Origin of the sequence: Sphingobacterium sp. SGL-16, from assembly GCF_011043515.1 — a bacterium.
GTDB classification, from domain to species: Bacteria; Bacteroidota; Bacteroidia; order Sphingobacteriales; family Sphingobacteriaceae; genus Sphingobacterium; species Sphingobacterium litopenaei.
On the sequence record NZ_JAAKGQ010000029.1, the window covers coordinates 17257 to 36187 of the forward strand.

An 18931-nucleotide genomic window follows, 5' to 3' on the forward strand; every position below is an offset into this window, starting at 1 on the left:
CTAATCGGTCTTCGATAAAATAATAAGGTCATGAGCGGATTGATAACAAATAACATGAGTACAACAGTAGTAAACTCTTTATTGGAACAGTTAACTTCTACTTTTCAAGAATTAGAAGCTACGAACGAACCTGCTTCATTAAAAGCTATTCGTCAAGAAGCTTTCGTAAAATTTGAAAAAGAAGGTTTTCCAACTGTTAAGAATGAGGAATGGAAATATACAAACATTCATTCTTTAGTCAACAAAACATATTTGTTGAATGAAGATGTGGATGTGGCTAATTTGGATTTAAGCAAAGCGGATATTCCAGAATTGGATGCACACCGTATCGTATTGATTAACGGTCAATATGTATTGGCTTTTTCTTCTTTAGAAGATGAAGTTGGTGTTACAGTAAAACCAATCGAGGAAGCTGTAGAAGAAGCTAATTTCCAAAAACACTTCGCACAATACGCGGATAAAACTGATAATGCTTTGGTCGCATTGAATACGGGTTTATACACTTCGGGTATTTATTTATCAGTTGGTAAAAATAAAGTAGTTTCTAAACCATTGCATATCATTCACGTAGCGACTGGTGGTGAAGAATTTTTCTCCCAAACAAGAAACTTATTCGTCGTAGAAGCTAACGCGGAAGTTGAAATCGTTGAATCTTTTATCACTTTAGAAAATACAGCGAAAAACTTACACAATAAAGTAACAGAGATTGTAGTAGATGAGAATGCGAAAGTTCAACACTATTATCTTCAAGTAGCGGATTCGGTAAGTAATTACATCAACCATACAGAAGTATATCAAACGAAATACAGCTTGTACAATAATTACAACTGTAATTTCCCTGGTGCTACCTTTATACGTAATAATATCAATGTGCGTTTGGATGCAGAGAATGTAGAATCACATTTGTACGGTATCAATTTGTTAGCAGATAAACAATTGGTAGATAACCATACCATTGTAGACCATTTGAAACCTCACTGTGAATCTTATGAATGGTACAAAAACATTCCTCAAGATGAATCAACTGCAGTATTCAATGGTAAAATTTTCGTTCGTTTGGATGCGCAAAAAACAAATGCTTTCCAACAAAACAACAATATGTTGATTGGCGACAAGTCTACAGTGTACACTAAGCCACAGTTGGAAATCTTTGCGGATGATGTGAAATGTTCTCACGGTTGTACAATGGGACAATTCGATGATGATGCTTTGTTCTACTTAAGAGCAAGAGGTATCGGCGAAGAATCTGCACGTATTTTACTGGTACACGCTTTTGCTTTTGATGTGACTTCACGTTTCTCTAATGAAGCCATAAGAAATTATGTGGAAGATTTAGTAGCAAAAGGACTAGAAAGAAAATAATTAGTAGTGTAGTTTTATATTTTTAAAAACCGTCTAGGAAGCGATTCTTAGACGGTTTTTTTTGCCTTTAACTGCCAGACATATCTAGTCTAATAGGCAATGAGTAGGCTACACGAACTGAAACACCTCTCATATAGCCTGGTGTCCATTTTTTAGCTTTTTTCAACACTTTAATGGCGGCTTCTCCTGTACCAAATCCCAAATCCTCGTCCACCTTCATTTCTACCATATTTCCAACGGTATCCACCACAAATGAAACTCTTACTGTTCCTTTTACTTTATTTTGTATTGCTTCTCGCGGGTAACTATAATTGGATGCTATAAATTTTCTTATCGCAATTATATCCCCAGGGTAGGCTGGCTGAATCATAAAGTTTTTTTGATCATAAGCGTATTCTTTATTTGTAGAATCTTTAGTAATTCCAGAAATAAGTTTTCCGTTGTCGTAGCTTTCTTCAAAGGTATATTTTCCATCCATGAATGAGCCTGTCCAATTTCCGATACGCTGGTGCTCTTTGTAATTTCCTTTTTCAACTGTCGAATTTCGATATTCTATTTCGGCATACCCATTACCATTAAATAGATGTCTATTTCCTAATGAATCATGGTACACTAAAATTAAGGTGTCTGTTACTTTAGTCGAGTTTTTCTCAATGGTATAAGGATATTTATAGGCAATCTTAAGTTTTCCGTTTGGGTGGTAATAATAAGCCGTATCAATTAAGACCCCATCATTGCTATAAAGCTCTTTATATTTTATTTTACCATTTTCATAAGCCTCAAGCTTTTCTCCTATAAATTTCTTCTCCTTAAAGCTGGGGAATGTGCCTAGAAGTTTAGTTTTATTAGGTTGAATATACTTCTCTATGACGCGTACTTGCGTGTTTTCCAATAATGAAAGCTCTCTATAATAGGAGGCTTCTTCTATATTTTTAGTCTCTTTACCCTCTTTAGTATATAAGGTAGTAAATGATAATTGTCCATATGAAAGATAATTTAACATTAGAATTAGTGTAGTAAGAAATATTCTTTTCATACTAAGAGTTATTTTTTAGTTCATTTTATGTAAATATAATGTTTTGAAGTTAAATTTTACGTTTTCTAATTTCTTATCTCAGGCAAGAAAAGACTAATTATTCAACGGCTAATGATCTATTAAACTCTTCTGTATTATATTTGGAAAAATATAATCTATTATGCCTAAAGAATCTTGGTTCAAAACATATATATACATCTGGATAGGGCAATTTGTCTCCTTATTAACGAGCTCGGCAGTAAATTTTGCAGTAATCATATATTTGAGTTTACATTATAAATCGGCGGAAGTATTGGCGTTTGCTGGTATTGCTGGCTTATTACCACAAGCAATTATAGGACCATTCGCGGGAGTATATATTGATCGTTGGGATCGAAAAAAGGTTATGATTTACGCAGATGCTTTTATTGCATTGTGTACTTTCATGATGTCATTTGCCTTTGTAGAAGGGGAGGCGAATTTAGCTTTTGTATATGCACTGCTTGTTTGTCGTTCGTTAGGGCAAGCTTTTCATACGCCAGCCATGCAGGCAATTGCTCCTTTGATTGTTCCTGAAGAAAAGTTATTAAAAGTTTCGGGCATTAATCAGATGTTGCAATCTGTCAGTATGATAGCTGGTCCTGCTGTAGGTACTTTAGCTATTACGTATATGCCCATTTCTAAAGTGTTGTATTTAGATGTTATAGGTGCCATGCTAGCTATAGTTTCTTTGATGTTTGTGGTTATTCCAAAATTAAATGCGCAACCAACTGCAGAAAATAATATTTCTACTGTATTAATGGATCTTAAATTAGGTTTTGGGGAGATCCATAAGAATAAGGGGCTGTATCTCCTTTTCGTTTATGCTATGCTTACAACATTTTTTGTGATGCCTGTTGCCATTATGTATCCATTATTGACAATTGAACATTTTGCAGGGGGCAAATGGGAGATGAGCATCATCGAAGTAATGTGGGGTGCTGGTATGTTAGTTGGTGGTGGAATATTGAGCGCATGGAAAGGTTCTGTGTCAAAAGTAATCTTGGTCAATGCCATGCATATCTTCTTAGGGGTAACTTTTGTTTTTTCAGGATGGATAAGTGGTGATTTGTTTTGGGTATTTGTGGCTATTACGACACTGGGTGGAATTGGAATGTCTTTCTTTAATGCCTCATTTATGACGATTATTCAAGAAGAAATCAAACCTGAATTTTTAGGTCGTGTTTTCTCCATGTATTTTAGCTTTGCTATTATTCCAAGTGTTATTGGTTTGCTTTTTACAGGTTGGATAGCAGACGAAATCGGTGTGGTCAATGCTTTTATCATTGGTGGTTCAGCCATGTGTTTTGTTGGATTATTATCCTTTGTTACACCTGCGGTAATGAATTTAGGGAAGAACAGAAAAATAGAATTATCATCAGAGGAAGAGAAATAAAAAAAGCTTCTCAAATTTGAGAAGCTTTTTAGAGCGAAAGACGAGATTCGAACTCGCGACCCCAACCTTGGCAAGGTTGTGCTCTACCAACTGAGCTACTTTCGCTTGGTTTTGTGATACAAAAATAAGGCTTTTTTAGGTTTTGTCAAGTCCTAATTTTAAAAATTATATCAAAAAACTCTAATTCACTTAATTTTTAGCGACTTAAATTTTTATAGCATCCACACAATTAATACCGTCAATAGCTGCAGAAACGATACCACCAGCATATCCAGCACCTTCAGCACACGGGTATAAACCTTTGATTTGTGGATGTTGCAAGGAGTCCTTATCACGTGGAATACGAACTGGAGATGATGTGCGTGATTCTACTCCAACTAAAATAGCTTCATTCGTATAATAACCCTTCATTTTCTTTCCAAAAATAGGCAATGCACCACGTAGCGCTTGATGTACAAAGTTTGGCAATACTTCCTTTAAATCTACAGATCTCGTTCCTGGCTTGTAAGAGTTTTCCGGCAAATTTCTAGAAACACGGTTCTCTACAAAATCCACCATACGTTGTGCAGGAGCGACTAAATTGCCACCTCCAAGCTGAAATGCTTGCTGTTCAATTTTACGTTGGAATTCTAATAAGGCAAAAGGATCCGTTGCGGCATTGGGTACATCTTCCAGATTGATCTGAATTACGGTTCCAGAATTGGCGTGCGGGTTATTTCTCTTGGAAGGAGACCAACCATTTACTACGATTTCATCATGATCTGTGGCACATGGAGCAATAATACCTCCAGGACACATACAGAAAGAGAATACACCCCGATCATTTACTTGCTCTACCAGGCTATAATAAGCTGGCGGTAAGTTTTCATGACGTGTACTGCAGTGATATTGAGCTTGGTCGATAATTTCCTGTGGATGTTCGATACGTACACCTAATGCAAATGGTTTGGCTTCTAATAACCAATTTTTATGACGGAATAATTCAAAGATGTCTCTTGCGGAGTGTCCTGTTGCTAGGATTACATGATCAGCCTCGAAGGATTTACCATCAGCAGTCATTACGGATTTCACTTGACCAAATTGTTCGATAATATCGATTACTTTGGTGCCGAAATGGACCTCACCACCCATTTCCAAGATACGATTACGCATTCCTTCGATTATGTGCGGTAATTTGTTTGTGCCGATATGCGGTCTTGCATCGATGAGAATATCTTCATCCGCTCCATTCTCTACAAAAATGGATAAGACTTTTTGTACATCTCCACGTTTATTGGAACGAGTATATAGTTTTCCATCCGAGTAAGTTCCTGCGCCACCTTCACCATAACAATAGTTCGATTCAGGGTTTACGATACCTTCTCGGTTTATTTTTGCTAAGTCTCGACGACGATCACGCACAGCCTTACCGCGTTCTAAGACGATAGGTTTAAGACCTCGTTCCAGACAGCGATAAGCTGCAAATAATCCTGCTGGTCCAGCGCCAATGATAATAACAGATTTAGCGTCTTTTACGGACTTCAATTCTGAGGTAAAAGTTTCCACTTGTGGCTCTTCGTCGATATAAAATACTACACGTATTCTGTAAACTACCTGTCTGCTACGCGCATCAATAGAGCGTTTTCGGACATAGATTCCTTTGACTTTGTTTCGCGAAATTTTGAGTTTGTGAACGCCTTGTTGGATGATATAGTCCTCATTGTAGATATGGTCAGGACCAATGGCCAATTCGATTTCTTGTTGCATAAATTATTTCATTGGGTATTTATCCCAAAACTGTTGCAAAGTTACAAAATTTTAGGCACAGGCTTTGTTTTTACACGATTTTGGTATTGCCTTTGAAAGGGATATTCATAATATTTAAAAAGTAATTTGTATTTTTAGTGAAACAGATTTGAATTTATTACACATGAAAAGATTATTATTTGTCTTAGTTGGTTTATTTACAGCACTTTCATTTAGCTCTTGTGGTTACAATACTATGGTTTCTAAGGATGAAAATGTAAAAGGTAAATGGGCTCAGGTAGAAAACGCATACCAAAGACGTGCTGATTTAATCCCGAATTTAGTATCTACAGTAAAAGGCGCTGCGCAACATGAACAGGGAACATTGACTGCTGTAGTGGAAGCGCGTGCTAAAGCGACTTCTGTGACGGTAAATCCTGACGACTTGTCAGAAGAAGCAATTGCTAAATTCCAACAATCTCAAGATGCGCTTTCTCAGTCTATCGGACGTTTGTTAGTTAGTGTAGAAGCTTATCCAGATTTGAAAGCAAATTCTAATTTCCAAGAATTACAAGCGCAGTTAGAAGGTACAGAAAACCGTATTTCGGTAGAGCGTAGAGCATACAACGAAGCTGTTCAGGATTATAATACTACAGTTCGTAGCTTCCCGAATAACATTATGGCGGGAATTTTTGGATTCAAAGCTAAAGGAACTTTCCAGGCAGCAGCTGGTTCAGATAAAGCACCTGAAGTTTCTTTCTAGAATATTCTATCCTTAATACATAACACATAAAGATGAATATAGCAGCAGCTTCGGTGACTGTATTCATCTTTTTTAATTTATAAGCTAAGATGGCTATTTTAAATGAAGAAGAGCAAGAGCGTGTAGTGCACGCTGTAAGTGTCGCCGAAAACATGACCTCTGGTGAAATTCGTGTCGTGGTGGAAAATGTAGTAGGGGAAGGTATTGAAGCTTTTGATAAAGCAAAAAAATATTTTGAAGAGCTCGAAATGCACAAGACTAAACTTCGCAATGGCGTATTGCTTTATCTGGCTGTCGCGGATCATCAGTTTGCCATAATCGGTGATGCAGGAATTAACTCAGTTGTGCCGGAAAATTTTTGGGAGACTACTAAAGAGAAGATGCTTGCTTATTTTAGACAGGGAAACTATGCTTCGGGACTAGTCGTTGGGATACATGATGCAGGAGAACAACTTCATCATTATTTCCCCCGTCAAGAAGATGACATTAACGAATTACCTAATGAAATACACTTTGGTAACTAATATTTAGATATGCTTACAATTTCGAAAATAAAGTTCTATTACCATTTAATCCTAGCATTAGTGTTAAGCGTTTGTATTTTGGGAAGTGTACAAGCGCAGGATTTGCCCGAAGTATCACGAACTATTGTTACAGATTATACCAATTCTTTGTCTCCGACAGAAAAGGATGCTTTGGAGCGTAAGTTAGTAGCTTTTAATGATACGACGTCTACGCAAATAGCCGTGGTATTAGTGAATAGCACTGATGGGTATGACGTTGCAGATTATGCTGTTCGATTAGCTCAAAAATGGGGCGTGGGACAAGCGAAATATAATAACGGCGTAATGTTACTGGCTGCTATTGGCGATCGTGCCGTAACCATTCAGACAGGATATGGTGTAGAAGGAGCTTTGCCTGATGCTATTGCGTATCGTATTATCGAAAACGACATTAAACCAGCCTTCCGCTCAGGAAATTATTTTAAAGGATTGGATAATGCGACGAATTCTATTATTTCTTATACCAAAGGAGAATACAAAGAGAAAACAAGAAAGGATTCTGCATCTAATGAAGGTGGAGGAATTAGCGGTATAATGGTTATCATTATTATCGTTATCATTTTTGCTTTAATATCCAAAGGAGGTGGCGGTAATAATCGTGGAGGCAAGATGATTGATGGAAAGGGTTCTAATGATTTATTCTGGTGGATGCTACTAAATGGTATGGGCGGTGGCTCTAAAAGAAGTAGTGGTGGTGGATTTGGTGGCTTCGGCGGAGGTTTTGGCGGCGGAAGCTCGGGCGGTGGCTTTGGTGGTTTCGGAGGAGGAGGCTTTGGCGGTGGTGGCGCTAGCGGTCGGTGGTAGTGTAAAAGTTAACAGTTGTTAAAATTGTTGATACACTAATTTAATCTTTATTTTAAAAGTATATATTTGGTTATTAAACAGATTTTTAGAACGTATTCTAATTAAAAAATGAAAAATATTTTATTCGCATTTCTTGCTGGTATTCCAGCATTCGCATTTGCTCAGGAAGATTATACCCTAAAAGGAAAGATAGGAACACATAATGCACCTGCTAAAGTTTATCTACAATATGTAGATGGTTCTGCTAGAAAATTAGATTCTGCAGAAGTAAAAAATGGACAATTCACGCTTAATGGGTCTGTAGCTTCTCCCGTAGAAGCTTACGTAATTCTTTCTCCTGAAGGAAAGAGTCTTAGAGAATTAAGATCTCCGGATTATGGAACCGTTTACCTTTCGAAAGGTGTTATTAATCTTGAAGGTGAGACTATCAAAACTGCAAAGTTATCGGGAAATTCTGTTAATGAGGAATATGTAAAATTTAAAGCCTTAAAGCAAGAAACTGAAAAAGCAATTGCAGCGGTTAATAAAGAATTCGAACAAGCGACTGAAGAGCAGAAAAAAGACGAAAACTTTGTAAATGGTTTGCGTGATAAAATAATGCCTTTATATGACAAAATGGAAGAGATTGAAAAGGATTATGTAAAAAGCTCTAAAAGTTATATCGCTCTAAACATAATTGATCAAGGTTTAAGTGCTGAAAATGTTATAGAATATGAGGGGTACTTAAAAGGTTTTCCAGCTGATTTGCAAAATAGTCCGAAAGGTAAAGCAATTGCAGAGAAAATTAACAACCTTCGTAGTGTAGCAATTGGTGCAGTAGCTCCTGATTTTACCTTGCCAAATCCAGATGGTAAAGAGATTGCTTTATCGTCGTTGAGAGGTCAATATGTTTTGTTAGATTTTTGGGCTTCATGGTGTGGTCCTTGTCGTCAGGAAAATCCACATGTTGTAGCTGCTTACAACAAATTCAAAGATAAAGGTTTTACTATTCTAGGTGTATCATTAGACAATCCTGGTAAAAAAGAGGCTTGGGTTAAAGCTATTGAAGATGACCAATTAGGGCAATGGGCACACGTCTCGGATTTAAAAGGATGGCAGTCAGATGTAGTAAAATTATATTCTGTGCGCGGTATTCCTCAAAACTTCTTATTGGATAAAGATGGTAAAATTGTAGCCTCTAATTTGAGAGGACAAGCCTTAGAAGATAAATTAGCTGAGATTTTAAATTAGTTTTCAGAAAATAATACTAGACAAACAAAGCCTTTAGAAAAATCTAAAGGCTTTGTTGCTTTTATATCTTAGCTATAGCTTGTTCCCAATCGGCTATAATGTCATCAATATGTTCAATACCTACCGAAATACGTAACATGCCTCGTGTAATTCCCGAAACCTTCTTTTGCGTCGAAGAATGATGCGAACCCCACATGCTTGCAGGATGCACAACTAATGATTCTACTCCTCCCAAGCTGGCTGCATTAGCAAAGAGTTGTAAATGACTCAAGATGGTCTGCGCATTTTTATATTCGTCAGCTTCGTCTTTCCCAGCAACCTCAATACACAGCATTCCTGTGTGGCCTTTTAGTTGTTTCTTCGCCAATTCGTGTTGGGGGTGCGAAGGCAAGCCTGTGTAGGAAACCTTTTTTATTGCAGGATTTTCTTCAAGCCATTGGGCCAAAGCCAAAGCATTAGAATTTATCTGATTGACGCGAAGTGACAAGGTTTTCAAACCTCTCAATAATAGCCAGGAATCAAAAGGACTCAAACTTGCGCCTAAAGTGATGGAGCGTCTCCATACTTTTTGAATGTATTCTTTGCTTCCGCAAATAACTCCCGCTGTCAAATCCGAATGTCCACCCAAATATTTAGTCGCACTGTGCAGTATTACGTCTATGCCAAACTCTGCTGGCACTTGATTGATGGGAGAGGCAAAGGTATTATCTACCATCGTTAAGATTCCCTTTTCTTTACCCAACTGACCAACAAATTCTAAATCTGTAATATCTAAGTTTGGATTAGAAGGTGTCTCAATATAAATAAGCTTGGTGTTCGGCTGGATAGCCTCCGCAAAAGCTTGATTGTTTGTTTGATCCACATGTGTTACCGTTATACCATATTCCGAAAGAAACTCTTTTAAGAAAAGCGTTGCTCCAGAGTAGTGTGCATTTTGTGCTAGAATATGATCCCCCGCTTTTACAACCGCTAAAATAGCTGTACTAATGGCTGCCATGCCTGTAGCAAGCACAAGTGCATCTTCTGTTTTTTCGAGTTTGGCAATAATCGCAGCTACCTGACTGTTTGTTGGATTACCGTGTCTATGATAAAATTCTGGATGTTTTGGTTCTGTGGCTGCGGCTATATACTCATCTAAATTTTCGTCAGCAAAATAAGTGGATGTTTGATATATTGGAGTGACTACAGCTTTGGTTTTATTAAATTCTTCGCCCGTATGTATTAAGTTAGTTTCTGTTTGTCTCATTTCGTATAGGTCTTTCCCCAAAGCTAATAAAATATCTATGAATTTGATAGAGTATTTTCACCTATAGCAGCATTAAAAATTATAAAATAATTATTTATATATTGCACATATCTTAATTCTGATATGAAAAATATACTAACCTTAGCCTTAGCAATTTGTCTTTTTACTACATCTTGGGCGCAAATTAAATCGCCAGAAGAATATCTTGGAAGAAAAATTGGAACGAAGATTACCCCACACTGGAAAGTCCTAGAATATTATAAATATGTTGCAGAGCAAGTTCCCCAACAAGTAAAATATCAACAATATGGGGAATCAGTAGAAGGCAGACCTATGTATGTGTTTTTTGTATCATCTTCCAAAAACATAGTTAGACTGGAAGCGATTCGTAAAAATAACTTACAGCTTGCTGGAGAAGAAACAGGCAATGCAGAACTTGTGGATATGCCTGCAATTGTTTGGATGAGTAATAATGTACATGGGAATGAGACATCTTCCATGGAGTCTTCGATGATGACATTATATCAATTAGTGAATCCCAATAATACTGCGACTAAGGCACAGTTAGAAAATACTCTGATAATAATTGATCCTTGCTTGAATCCTGACGGAACAGAGCGTTATAACAATTGGCAGAACGGAATCATAGGAGTGACATATAATCCCGATTTGTATGCTAGAGAACACAGTGAGCCGTGGCCAGGAGGTCGTGTAAATCATTATTATTTTGACTTGAATCGTGATTGGGCATGGCAGACGCAAAGTGAAAGTCAGCAAAGAATTAAGATTTATAATGAGTGGTTACCGCATATTCATATTGATTTTCATGAAATGGGTATTAATGCCCCATATTATTTTCCGCCAGCGGCAGAGCCTTTACATGAGGTCATTACACCATGGCAACGTGAATTTCAAGGAACAATTGGTAAGCACAATGCAAAATACTTTGACCAACAAGGTTGGTTGTACTTTACCAAAGAACGTTTCGATTTATTTTATCCATCGTATGGTGATACCTATCCTATTTATTCGGGTTCTATCGGAATGACGTATGAAAAGGCTGGAAATAGTTCGGCGGGTCTAGGAGTATACACTGACCAAAAGGATACCCTTACGCTAGTGGATAGAGCAATTCAGCATCATGCTTCGGGAATGAATTTAGTGGAAGTCGTATCGCAAAATGCGTCAAAAGTAGTTGAAGAGTTTAAGAAATTCTATAAACAAGCCAATGACGGAACCTTAGCTTCTTATCAGAGTTATGTCATCAAGCACGAGCCCGCGAATGAGGCAAAGATTCGTTCGTTAATGGAGCTTTTGGATAAAAATAAGATTCGTTATTATACTGCACAGGGGGCATTTAAGGGTATAGAATACGCTACTAAAAAGAGCACAACTTATAACGCAAAAGATAAAGACTTGGTCGTGCCGGGAAACCAGCCTAAGGCGGCATTAGTTCGTGTACTATTTGAGCCCGAAGCTAAATTGGTGGATTCATTGACTTATGATATCACAGGTTGGTCCCTACCTTATGTCTACGGATTACCGGCGATAGCGAGCTCTACAAAAGTTGGTGCTACTATCCCTTATAAGTTGGATAAAGTGAGCAATACTATTGGGGATAGCTTTGGTTACGCCATAAAATGGGATGGTTTTGCTTCAGCAAAGACACTTGCAGCGCTTCTTCAAAAGAAAATTACCGTTAAACGTTCAGAGCATGCTTTCAAATTGAATGGAGAAGACTTTCCTAGTGGTTCTTTGCTTATTATGTCTTCGAATAATAAATCTGTTAATATCAAGAAATCGTTAAAAGAAATAGCGGATCAACATGCGGTCAAAGTGCATACTATTAGTTCTGGAATAATTGAGGGGGCAAAAGATTTTGGAAGTGCTGATGTGAAAACGATAAAAGCTCCTAAAGTTTTGATGTTAGCGGGAGAAGGCATGCGTGCCTTAAATGTAGGAGAAGTGTGGCATTATTTTGATAAAGATCTTCAATATCCAATAGTCTTAGTCAACCCGAAAGAAATGGAACGCATTGATTGGTCTGAAATAGATGCGTTTATTATGCCGAGTAGTACCTATACTTTCTTGCGTGATAAGACGCAAGCGGAAAGTTTTGCGAATTGGATTCGTAAGGGTGGAAAAGTTATAGCCTTGGAAAGTTCAGTTTCGCAATTGTCGGCTCAACCTTGGATAAAATTGAAACCGATGAAGCAAGACACGACGCTAAGAGCCAAAGAAAATCCATTGAAACCTTATGCGGAACGTGAGCGTGAATCGTTGAAAGAATATACTGCGGGAGCTATCTATAAAGTAGATTTTGATGCTACTCATCCGTTAATGTATGGGGCAAAAGAATATTATACACTTCGTACTAATGGTACGTTATACCAATATTTTAAAGATGGGGCAGGTTGGAATGTTGGTTATATCAAGGAAAATGCCTTAATGAGTGGCTTTGTGGGACAGAACCTGAGTAAGCAAATTAAGAATGGTTTAGTCTTTGGGACGGAGTCTCTGGGGGCTGGTTCTATAGTATATTTAGCAGACAATGTTTTGTTCCGTAATTTTTGGGATTCAGGAAAGCTAATAATGGCGAATGCTTTGTTTCAAGTGGATTAAAAAGAATATTATTAATAATTAACTATAAAAATATTAAGGACAGTAAAAAGTATTTGTTGGGAGCATTAGGTGGTGTAATAATTTATATTCTCGTAACTCGTGTATATGAATATTTTTATCTTTAAAATTTGTCAGGCAGGTTACTGTGAAATTTAGTTTAAAATATAACAGGAGCTTTTAAGCTCCTGTTATATTTTAAATCATCTGCTTCAACAGATGTAAAGCATAATCTATTGTTGTGATATTGCTTAAAGCTAAGCGGAGTTGTCCTTTTACTTCTTTTAGATTGCTAATGGAAGGATTTGCTCCTACGAAAGCCAATACTTTACCAAACTGTTCAGATTCGTAATAGCTAGATTTAGCGTTATTGACAAAATAACCTTTCAGGGTCTGTTTCTTGTAAGAAATCTTTTCAAAGCCAATTTCTTTACCTAGCCATTGTAGACGAAGCGTATTAAACAATTCAAATACTGGGGCAGGAATAGGACCAAAACGGTCTTCCAATTCTTTCTCAAAAGCCTGAAGCTGGGACTCGTTTTCTAATTTTGCTATCTCGTTGTACAAATTGTAACGTTCGCCAATATTAGTTACGTACTCGTCTGGAATCAATACTTCTAAGTCCGTGTCTATCTGTGTAAACGAAACGTATTTTCTGTTCTGTTCGTCCGCGAACAAATCGCCAAATTCATCATCTTTCAACTCTTGAACCGCTTCATCCAAAATCTTGTTGTACATCTCAAAACCAATCTCTGCAATAAAGCCGGATTGCTCAGCACCCAACAAGTTACCTGAACCGCGGATATCTAAGTCACGCATCGCCACATTGAAACCTGAACCAAGCTCCGAGAACTCCTCTATCGCCGAAAGACGTTTATAAGCCTCTGGTGTCAAAGTTGACATTGGTGGACTCAACAAATAACAAAAAGCCTTCTTGTTAGAACGTCCCACACGGCCACGCATTTGGTGTAAGTCACTCAAGCCAAACATATGGGCATGGTTGATGATAATCGTATTAGCGTTAGGTATATCCAAACCAGCTTCGATAATCGTTGTTGCGACTAAGACATCAAAGTCATGGTTGATGAACTTCAACATTACATCTTCTAGGTCATCGCCTTCCAGCTGTCCATGTGCCACACCTACGCGTGCTCCAGGAACGAGTTTCTGAATCATGCCGCCCAATTGCTTCAAGTCGGCTACACGATTGTGAATAAAGAAGACTTGACCACCTCTATCAATCTCATACGAAACTGCTTCTTGGATTAATTGCTCATTAAATACATGCAATTCCGTTTGTACAGGTTGTCTGTTTGGTGGTGGCGTCGAAATAATACTTAAATCGCGAGCACCCATTAGAGAGAAGTGCAACGTGCGTGGAATAGGTGTTGCGGTCAAGGTCAACGAATCCACATTGGCACGCATTACTTTTAATTTCTCTTTTACCGATACACCGAACTTTTGTTCCTCGTCGATAATCATCAGGCCTAAGTCTTTAAACTTGACGTCCTTGCTGACTAATCGGTGTGTCCCGATGATAATATCTATTTTACCCTCTTCGAGTTTTTTAAGGGTCTCTTTGATTTGTTTGGAAGTCTTGAAACGATTGATATAGTCAATGTTTGCAGGAAGACCTTTCAGACGTTCGGAAAAGGTGCGGTAATGTTGTAAGGCTAAAATGGTAGTCGGTACTAAAACCGCTACTTGCTTGCTGTCCGCTACAGCTTTGAAAGCGGCGCGAACCGCGACTTCTGTTTTACCAAAACCTACATCTCCACAGACCAATCTATCCATCGGATGTGGTGATTCCATGTCACGCTTCACATCGTTGGTTGCTTTTTCTTGGTCTGGAGTATCTTCGTAAATAAACGAAGCTTCTAATTCTTTTTGCAAGTACGTGTCCGGACTAAATGCATTACCCGTTTGTGCTTTACGTAAGGCGTACAGTTTAATCAAGTCACGCGCAATATCTTTGACCTTTTTCTTGGTTGTTTTCTTCAGCTTATCCCACGCATCTGTTCCCAACTTATTCATTTTAGGAATAGTGCCTTCCTTGCCAGAATATTTAGAAATACGATTTAGAGAATTGATGTTAACGTACAACAAATCATTGTCTGCATAAATCAGACGAATCATCTCTTGAGTTTTACCGTTTACATCGACCTTTTCCAATCCTGCATATTTACCTACACCGTGGTCAATATGCGTAATATAATCCCCTGGCTTAAGGTCGCGCAATTCTTTCAAGGTAATAGCTTGAGAACGCTCGTATGCTTTTATACGTTTGTATTTATAGTATCGATCAAAGATTTGATGGTCTGTATAACATGCCAACTGTATAGTGTCATCGCGGAAACCTTCTCGCAATGCTTTGTAAATAGGTGTGAATGTGACAGACTTATCTATATCATCAAGAATAGCATAGATACGCTCTACCTGTTTGGTTGAATCCGAAAAAATCAGATTCTTTATTTTCTTGCTTTCGTTTTCTTTGAAATTGTGAATCAACAAGTTGAAATCCTTATTGAAAGAAGGCTGGGGATGGGTATCAAAGGTAATAACCTCATCTGCATTGAAGAAGAACTGTTTTCCGAATTCTACATTCGGAAAATCAAATATCATTGATCCGAAATTCTTGTCATCCGTAAAGGTAAAACGCGGATCCACTAAATCTGGATTGCTTTTCAAATCGGCTTCAGACAATGCCTTCCACAGTTGAGATGCTTTTTTGTAGCCTTCTTTTATTATATCAAAAGTGAATTGTACGTCCTTGATCCAAATTACTGAATCCCTGTCGATGTATTCCAGCAAAGAAATATGGTTGTTTGCCAAAAATTTAGCTTGAACATTCGGTACAATGGTAACCGTATGTATCTTACTAACCGAAAGCTGACTTTCGATGTCAAACGTACGTATACTCTCGATCTCGTCACCAAAAAACTCTATACGATATGGCAAGTCGTTGGAGAACGAGAAAATATCGACAATACCTCCCCGAATTGCAAATTGCCCAGGCTCATATACAAAATCCACGCGTTCAAAATCATATTCGTACAAGAACTCATTGATAAAATCAATGCTGAGTTTGGTGTTTTGCGTGATGGGTAACGTGTTTTTCTCCAAGTCCTGACGATTGATAACTTTCTCCGCAATAGCTTCAGGATAGGTTACTACAATTTTAGGAAGTTCAGAAGTGTGATTCAGTGAGCTTAATGTTTCGGCACGTTGCAACACATGGGCGCTATCCAGTTGGGTGAAATCAAAGGCTTTACGGTAAGATGCTGGGAAAAACAAAATCTGTTTTTCAAACATGCTTTCCAAATCACTCAAAAAGTAAGAAGCATCTTCGTGTGTCGGCAATATAAAGACATACGGTCGTTCTTGCATATGATACGCCGAAGCAGCGACCATCGCGTCCGATGACCCAATAAGTCCTTTGAGCTGGATTTTAGGATTTTTACTTTGAATTGCTTTTACAAGTGTAGTGACTTGTGTTGTTTTTCCGTATTGTGCTAAGATTTCCTGAATATTCACTTAAGTCCCAATGTTTTCACCAAAGTTAGTAAAAATATGGGAGAGGGGGATTTGTAGATTTCTATAGCTTGAGGTATTTGACGAAATGTTTTACTCGGAGCGTAGAATTCGCAGTTTATTAAAAATAAACATAAATATCCCAAATTTCCAAATCTCACATTTCTGACAGCTTTTCTCAAATTCAAATCAGTTTAGGGCTTTATTTGGGTTTTGTTCGGTAGTTGTTCGGAAAAAATGCCATTTTTCCGAAGCCGATCCGAAGCCGATCCGAAGGTGACCCGAACAAACCTGCTGAAAAGGTAGGTTTGTCTACAATGGACAATCTGTGCCAAATCTTGCCAAATGTGTATCATTTTGAGACAATTTAGGACAATGTTGACCATTTGTGTTTTTGGGCTAGATTTACATTTCTTTTGTAACAAAATTTGGAGAGAATTATACAAACAAAAAGCCTGCACGCTGCAGACTTTCATACTAAACAAAAATTACCCAGTACTTATGGATAAGTCGTTACGACTTTACTGATCTTCCAGCCTTCAGTAGTTTGGGATAAGGTAATGTAGTCTACGCGCGTGAAATTGTCGAAATTCATGATTACTTTTCCTACTGCGGTGTTGCCTACTTGATCCATTATCTCAAAAGATTGTGTCGCATTATATTTTAAGTTCTTAAGCGATTTTAAGTGCTTTACGTATTCTTTTTTGCCGAATTTCTCTTTGTTTGACGTGTTGCTGTACTCAAAATCTTCTGTAAACATTTCTTTGGTGTAGTTTGCGTTTCCTAATAATGAAGCGCCTACATAATTCATTACGACCTCTTTGCTATCTAACTCTTTGTAAGGTTTTATCTCTGCGTTTGCTGTATAAACTGTTGCTACTAAAGCGATAACTGCTACTGCGAATAATTTGATATTTGTTTTCATAACTGTAATATTTTTGATTTTCTGGTGTTTTGTTATGACAAAGGTATAGCGGTTTTGGAGGCAGAAGAATGACCTTTCGACCAACGGAGGTTAGAATTTCGGTGAAAATGGAAGTGTAATCGGTGAAAAAATTGGATTGCTTTTCGCCGTTTCTGCGAAGATTAATGTATTAGTAGATGATGCTTCTCAGCAAACTCCATCACTTTATCATAGGATTCTTTTAGATCAAACTGTAAATCTTCATGGAGTTTGTCGTACTTACTAATGGTGGATTTGAGGCGTGCGGCAGCGTAGCGATGCAATTTATCGGAAGCAGCCACATAGCTTTTTTGGAAAAGGATGGGATAATGTTCGAAAGCTAATTGAAGGATAAGCAATCGGAATTCAGCTTCGCTGAATTTGTCTTTGGTCACTTTCTCATGCTCGTTAATCATACCACTGGCTTGTCTCAGTAATGCAGTCAGCGTGCGGTAATGAGAATACATGGCTGTATTCTTTATTCCCGAACGATTGGGACTCAAAAGATCTTGCAACTTTTCACGTAACGCATTAATGCGGTCTTCCAAATCGTATTCGTTTTCTAACAATTGATAATGCAATTGTTTCATTAGCATTTTGTCCTTGCTTATCAAACGAACAAGTAGTTTGTCTTTCTCTTTGGGTGAAAGATTTAGTACAGCTTCTTTGAGTTCTGGATCTTTGTGTAACGACATGGGTTAAAGTTAGGAAGAAATAAGCAATTCTAATTCCCGCATATGTACTGAATTGTATGGTAATATTTACTTATCCATAAAAAGTACCATTAATTCTAATAATACTACCATGTTTAATAGTATATTCAAAGTACCTTTGTATACGATGGCAAAAGTTCCTGTAATAGAGCAATGTGTGGTTTCTCACGGTCTTAATCAAGAGATTATGATTGAGGGCTTAGCGGACTATTTGGTGCGTAATGTGAATCTTGTATTTCCACATCGCCATAATTTTTACCATTTCGTATTATTTACGGCAGGGAGTGGTAGTCATACCATTGACTTTGAAAAGTTTGAAATCGCACCTTGGCAAATTTACTTTATGTCTCCGGGACAAATCCACACATGGGAATTTGAAGGGGAGATGCAGGGCTATGTGGTGAACTTTCATAAGGATTTGTTTAAGAATTTACTTTTGCGTCCCGACTATCTAAATACTTTATCTTTTTTCTCAGGATTGGTGCGTGATGGTGTTTTTGAAGTAGCAGAGAACGATAGGGAATTGGTGGTCGAATTGCTGGAGCGAATTCGTAACTTTGAGGGAGAAAAGGATTTTGTAACGAGTACGCTGTTGTATCTTTTTAATCTACTGAACCAACAACGTGTACCCTCTCTTTCGGTAGAGTCTAATGCGTACAACCATACGTTATTACGCAATTTTTTGAATCTTATCGAAGCGAATTTCAAGTCCTTACATCTACCGAAAGAATATGCAGCGCTGTTGTATATTACACCAAACCATTTGAATGCTTTGTGCAAAGAATTGTTGGGTCAGTCTGCAGGCGAAATTATTCGAGATCGTGTAATCTTGGAAGCAAAACGATTATTGGTCATCAAAGATTATTCGGTAGCTGAAATAGCTTATGATTTGAATTTTAATGATAATTCTTATTTCACGAAATTTTTTAAAAAAGTAGTTGGTGTGACGCCAGAAGAGTTTCGGAAGAATAAATAACTAGAA

The 18931-nt window shown here is 37.7% G+C and carries 14 protein-coding genes and 1 tRNA gene; 8 read left to right on the forward strand and 7 right to left on the reverse strand.

The genetic code is table 11. From position 1 onward, the window contains the following. The first annotated feature begins 54 nt into the window (after positions 1–54). Positions 55–1362, forward strand: a complete 1308-nt coding sequence (gene sufD, locus G5B32_RS10750; RefSeq protein ID WP_165291544.1) for a Fe-S cluster assembly protein SufD — start codon at positions 55–57, stop codon at positions 1360–1362. Positions 1363–1429: 67 nt separating this feature from the next. Here the strand turns inward: sufD and G5B32_RS10755 are convergent, their stop codons facing one another. Further along, the gene (locus tag G5B32_RS10755; protein WP_165291545.1) at positions 1430–2398 is read right to left on the reverse strand and encodes an energy transducer TonB; all 969 of its coding nucleotides are present in this window, start codon (positions 2396–2398) and stop codon (positions 1430–1432) included. A 160-nt stretch (positions 2399–2558) separates the two neighbouring features. On the opposite strand from G5B32_RS10755, the gene G5B32_RS10760 reads away from it, so the two are divergent. Then, entirely contained in the window at positions 2559–3812 is a 1254-nt protein-coding gene (locus G5B32_RS10760; protein ID WP_165291546.1) for an MFS transporter, read from the forward strand. A gap of 32 nt (positions 3813–3844) precedes the next feature. Here G5B32_RS10760 and G5B32_RS10765 read toward each other — a convergent pair. Both G5B32_RS10765 and G5B32_RS10770 read right to left on the reverse strand, forming a co-directional pair. Then, a tRNA-Gly gene (locus G5B32_RS10765) sits at positions 3845–3917 on the reverse strand. A gap of 99 nt (positions 3918–4016) precedes the next feature. Next, complete coding sequence (locus G5B32_RS10770; protein WP_165291547.1) at positions 4017–5558, reverse strand: NAD(P)/FAD-dependent oxidoreductase; 1542 nt, start codon at positions 5556–5558, stop codon at positions 4017–4019. Between the two features lie 163 nt (positions 5559–5721). Between G5B32_RS10770 and G5B32_RS10775 the strand changes: the two genes are divergently transcribed. The 4 genes from G5B32_RS10775 to G5B32_RS10790 all read left to right on the forward strand — a co-directional run bounded on the left by G5B32_RS10775 (position 5722) and on the right by G5B32_RS10790 (position 8897). Then, a complete protein-coding gene (locus tag G5B32_RS10775; protein ID WP_165291548.1) occupies positions 5722–6300 on the forward strand; it encodes a LemA family protein in 579 nt (192 codons plus the stop codon). 89 nt (positions 6301–6389) lie between these two features. Then, positions 6390–6824 carry a TPM domain-containing protein gene (locus tag G5B32_RS10780; RefSeq protein ID WP_165291549.1) on the forward strand — a complete coding sequence of 145 codons (435 nt, stop codon included), beginning with the start codon at positions 6390–6392 and terminating at the stop codon, positions 6822–6824. Positions 6825–6833: 9 nt separating this feature from the next. Further along, entirely contained in the window at positions 6834–7667 is an 834-nt protein-coding gene (locus G5B32_RS10785; protein ID WP_165291550.1) for a TPM domain-containing protein, read from the forward strand. 108 nt (positions 7668–7775) lie between these two features. Then, the gene (locus G5B32_RS10790; RefSeq protein WP_165291551.1) at positions 7776–8897 is read left to right on the forward strand and encodes a TlpA disulfide reductase family protein; all 1122 of its coding nucleotides are present in this window, start codon (positions 7776–7778) and stop codon (positions 8895–8897) included. Between the two features lie 61 nt (positions 8898–8958). Here the strand turns inward: G5B32_RS10790 and G5B32_RS10795 are convergent, their stop codons facing one another. Beyond that, positions 8959–10143 (reverse strand): trans-sulfuration enzyme family protein, encoded by a 1185-nt coding sequence (locus tag G5B32_RS10795; RefSeq protein WP_165291552.1) that lies wholly within the window; start codon positions 10141–10143, stop codon positions 8959–8961. A gap of 123 nt (positions 10144–10266) precedes the next feature. Here G5B32_RS10795 and G5B32_RS10800 point away from each other — a divergent pair, with 123 nt between their 5' ends. Then, complete coding sequence (locus tag G5B32_RS10800) at positions 10267–12765, forward strand: M14 metallopeptidase family protein (RefSeq protein WP_165291553.1); 2499 nt, start codon at positions 10267–10269, stop codon at positions 12763–12765. Between the two features lie 195 nt (positions 12766–12960). On the opposite strand, the gene mfd is transcribed toward G5B32_RS10800, so the two are convergent. From mfd to G5B32_RS10815, 3 genes are all read right to left on the reverse strand, one after another. Then, positions 12961–16296, reverse strand: coding sequence for a transcription-repair coupling factor (gene mfd / locus G5B32_RS10805; protein WP_165291554.1), 3336 nt, complete (start codon positions 16294–16296; stop codon positions 12961–12963). Between the two features lie 496 nt (positions 16297–16792). Further along, positions 16793–17218 (reverse strand): nuclear transport factor 2 family protein, encoded by a 426-nt coding sequence (locus G5B32_RS10810; RefSeq protein ID WP_165291555.1) that lies wholly within the window; start codon positions 17216–17218, stop codon positions 16793–16795. Positions 17219–17379: 161 nt separating this feature from the next. Continuing rightward, the gene (locus tag G5B32_RS10815) at positions 17380–17931 is read right to left on the reverse strand and encodes a hypothetical protein (protein ID WP_165291556.1); all 552 of its coding nucleotides are present in this window, start codon (positions 17929–17931) and stop codon (positions 17380–17382) included. 109 nt (positions 17932–18040) lie between these two features. On the opposite strand from G5B32_RS10815, the gene G5B32_RS10820 reads away from it, so the two are divergent. Next, positions 18041–18925, forward strand: a complete 885-nt coding sequence (locus G5B32_RS10820) for a helix-turn-helix domain-containing protein (protein ID WP_223815353.1) — start codon at positions 18041–18043, stop codon at positions 18923–18925. Positions 18926–18931 lie beyond the last annotated feature (6 nt).

What these genes read in the sequence shown, in the direction of transcription:
- sufD (WP_165291544.1), top strand. Translation starts at nt 55, where the DNA reads ATGAGTACAACAGTAGTAAACTCTTTATTGGAACAGTTAACTTCTACT.
- G5B32_RS10755 (WP_165291545.1), bottom strand. Translation starts at nt 2,398, where the DNA reads ATGAAAAGAATATTTCTTACTACACTAATTCTAATGTTAAATTATCTT.
- G5B32_RS10760 (WP_165291546.1), top strand. Translation starts at nt 2,559, where the DNA reads ATGCCTAAAGAATCTTGGTTCAAAACATATATATACATCTGGATAGGG.
- G5B32_RS10770 (WP_165291547.1), bottom strand. Translation starts at nt 5,558, where the DNA reads ATGCAACAAGAAATCGAATTGGCCATTGGTCCTGACCATATCTACAAT.
- G5B32_RS10775 (WP_165291548.1), top strand. Translation starts at nt 5,722, where the DNA reads ATGAAAAGATTATTATTTGTCTTAGTTGGTTTATTTACAGCACTTTCA.
- G5B32_RS10780 (WP_165291549.1), top strand. Translation starts at nt 6,390, where the DNA reads ATGGCTATTTTAAATGAAGAAGAGCAAGAGCGTGTAGTGCACGCTGTA.
- G5B32_RS10785 (WP_165291550.1), top strand. Translation starts at nt 6,834, where the DNA reads ATGCTTACAATTTCGAAAATAAAGTTCTATTACCATTTAATCCTAGCA.
- G5B32_RS10790 (WP_165291551.1), top strand. Translation starts at nt 7,776, where the DNA reads ATGAAAAATATTTTATTCGCATTTCTTGCTGGTATTCCAGCATTCGCA.
- G5B32_RS10795 (WP_165291552.1), bottom strand. Translation starts at nt 10,143, where the DNA reads ATGAGACAAACAGAAACTAACTTAATACATACGGGCGAAGAATTTAAT.
- G5B32_RS10800 (WP_165291553.1), top strand. Translation starts at nt 10,267, where the DNA reads ATGAAAAATATACTAACCTTAGCCTTAGCAATTTGTCTTTTTACTACA.
- G5B32_RS10810 (WP_165291555.1), bottom strand. Translation starts at nt 17,218, where the DNA reads ATGAAAACAAATATCAAATTATTCGCAGTAGCAGTTATCGCTTTAGTA.
- G5B32_RS10815 (WP_165291556.1), bottom strand. Translation starts at nt 17,931, where the DNA reads ATGTCGTTACACAAAGATCCAGAACTCAAAGAAGCTGTACTAAATCTT.
- G5B32_RS10820 (WP_223815353.1), top strand. Translation starts at nt 18,041, where the DNA reads ATGTTTAATAGTATATTCAAAGTACCTTTGTATACGATGGCAAAAGTT.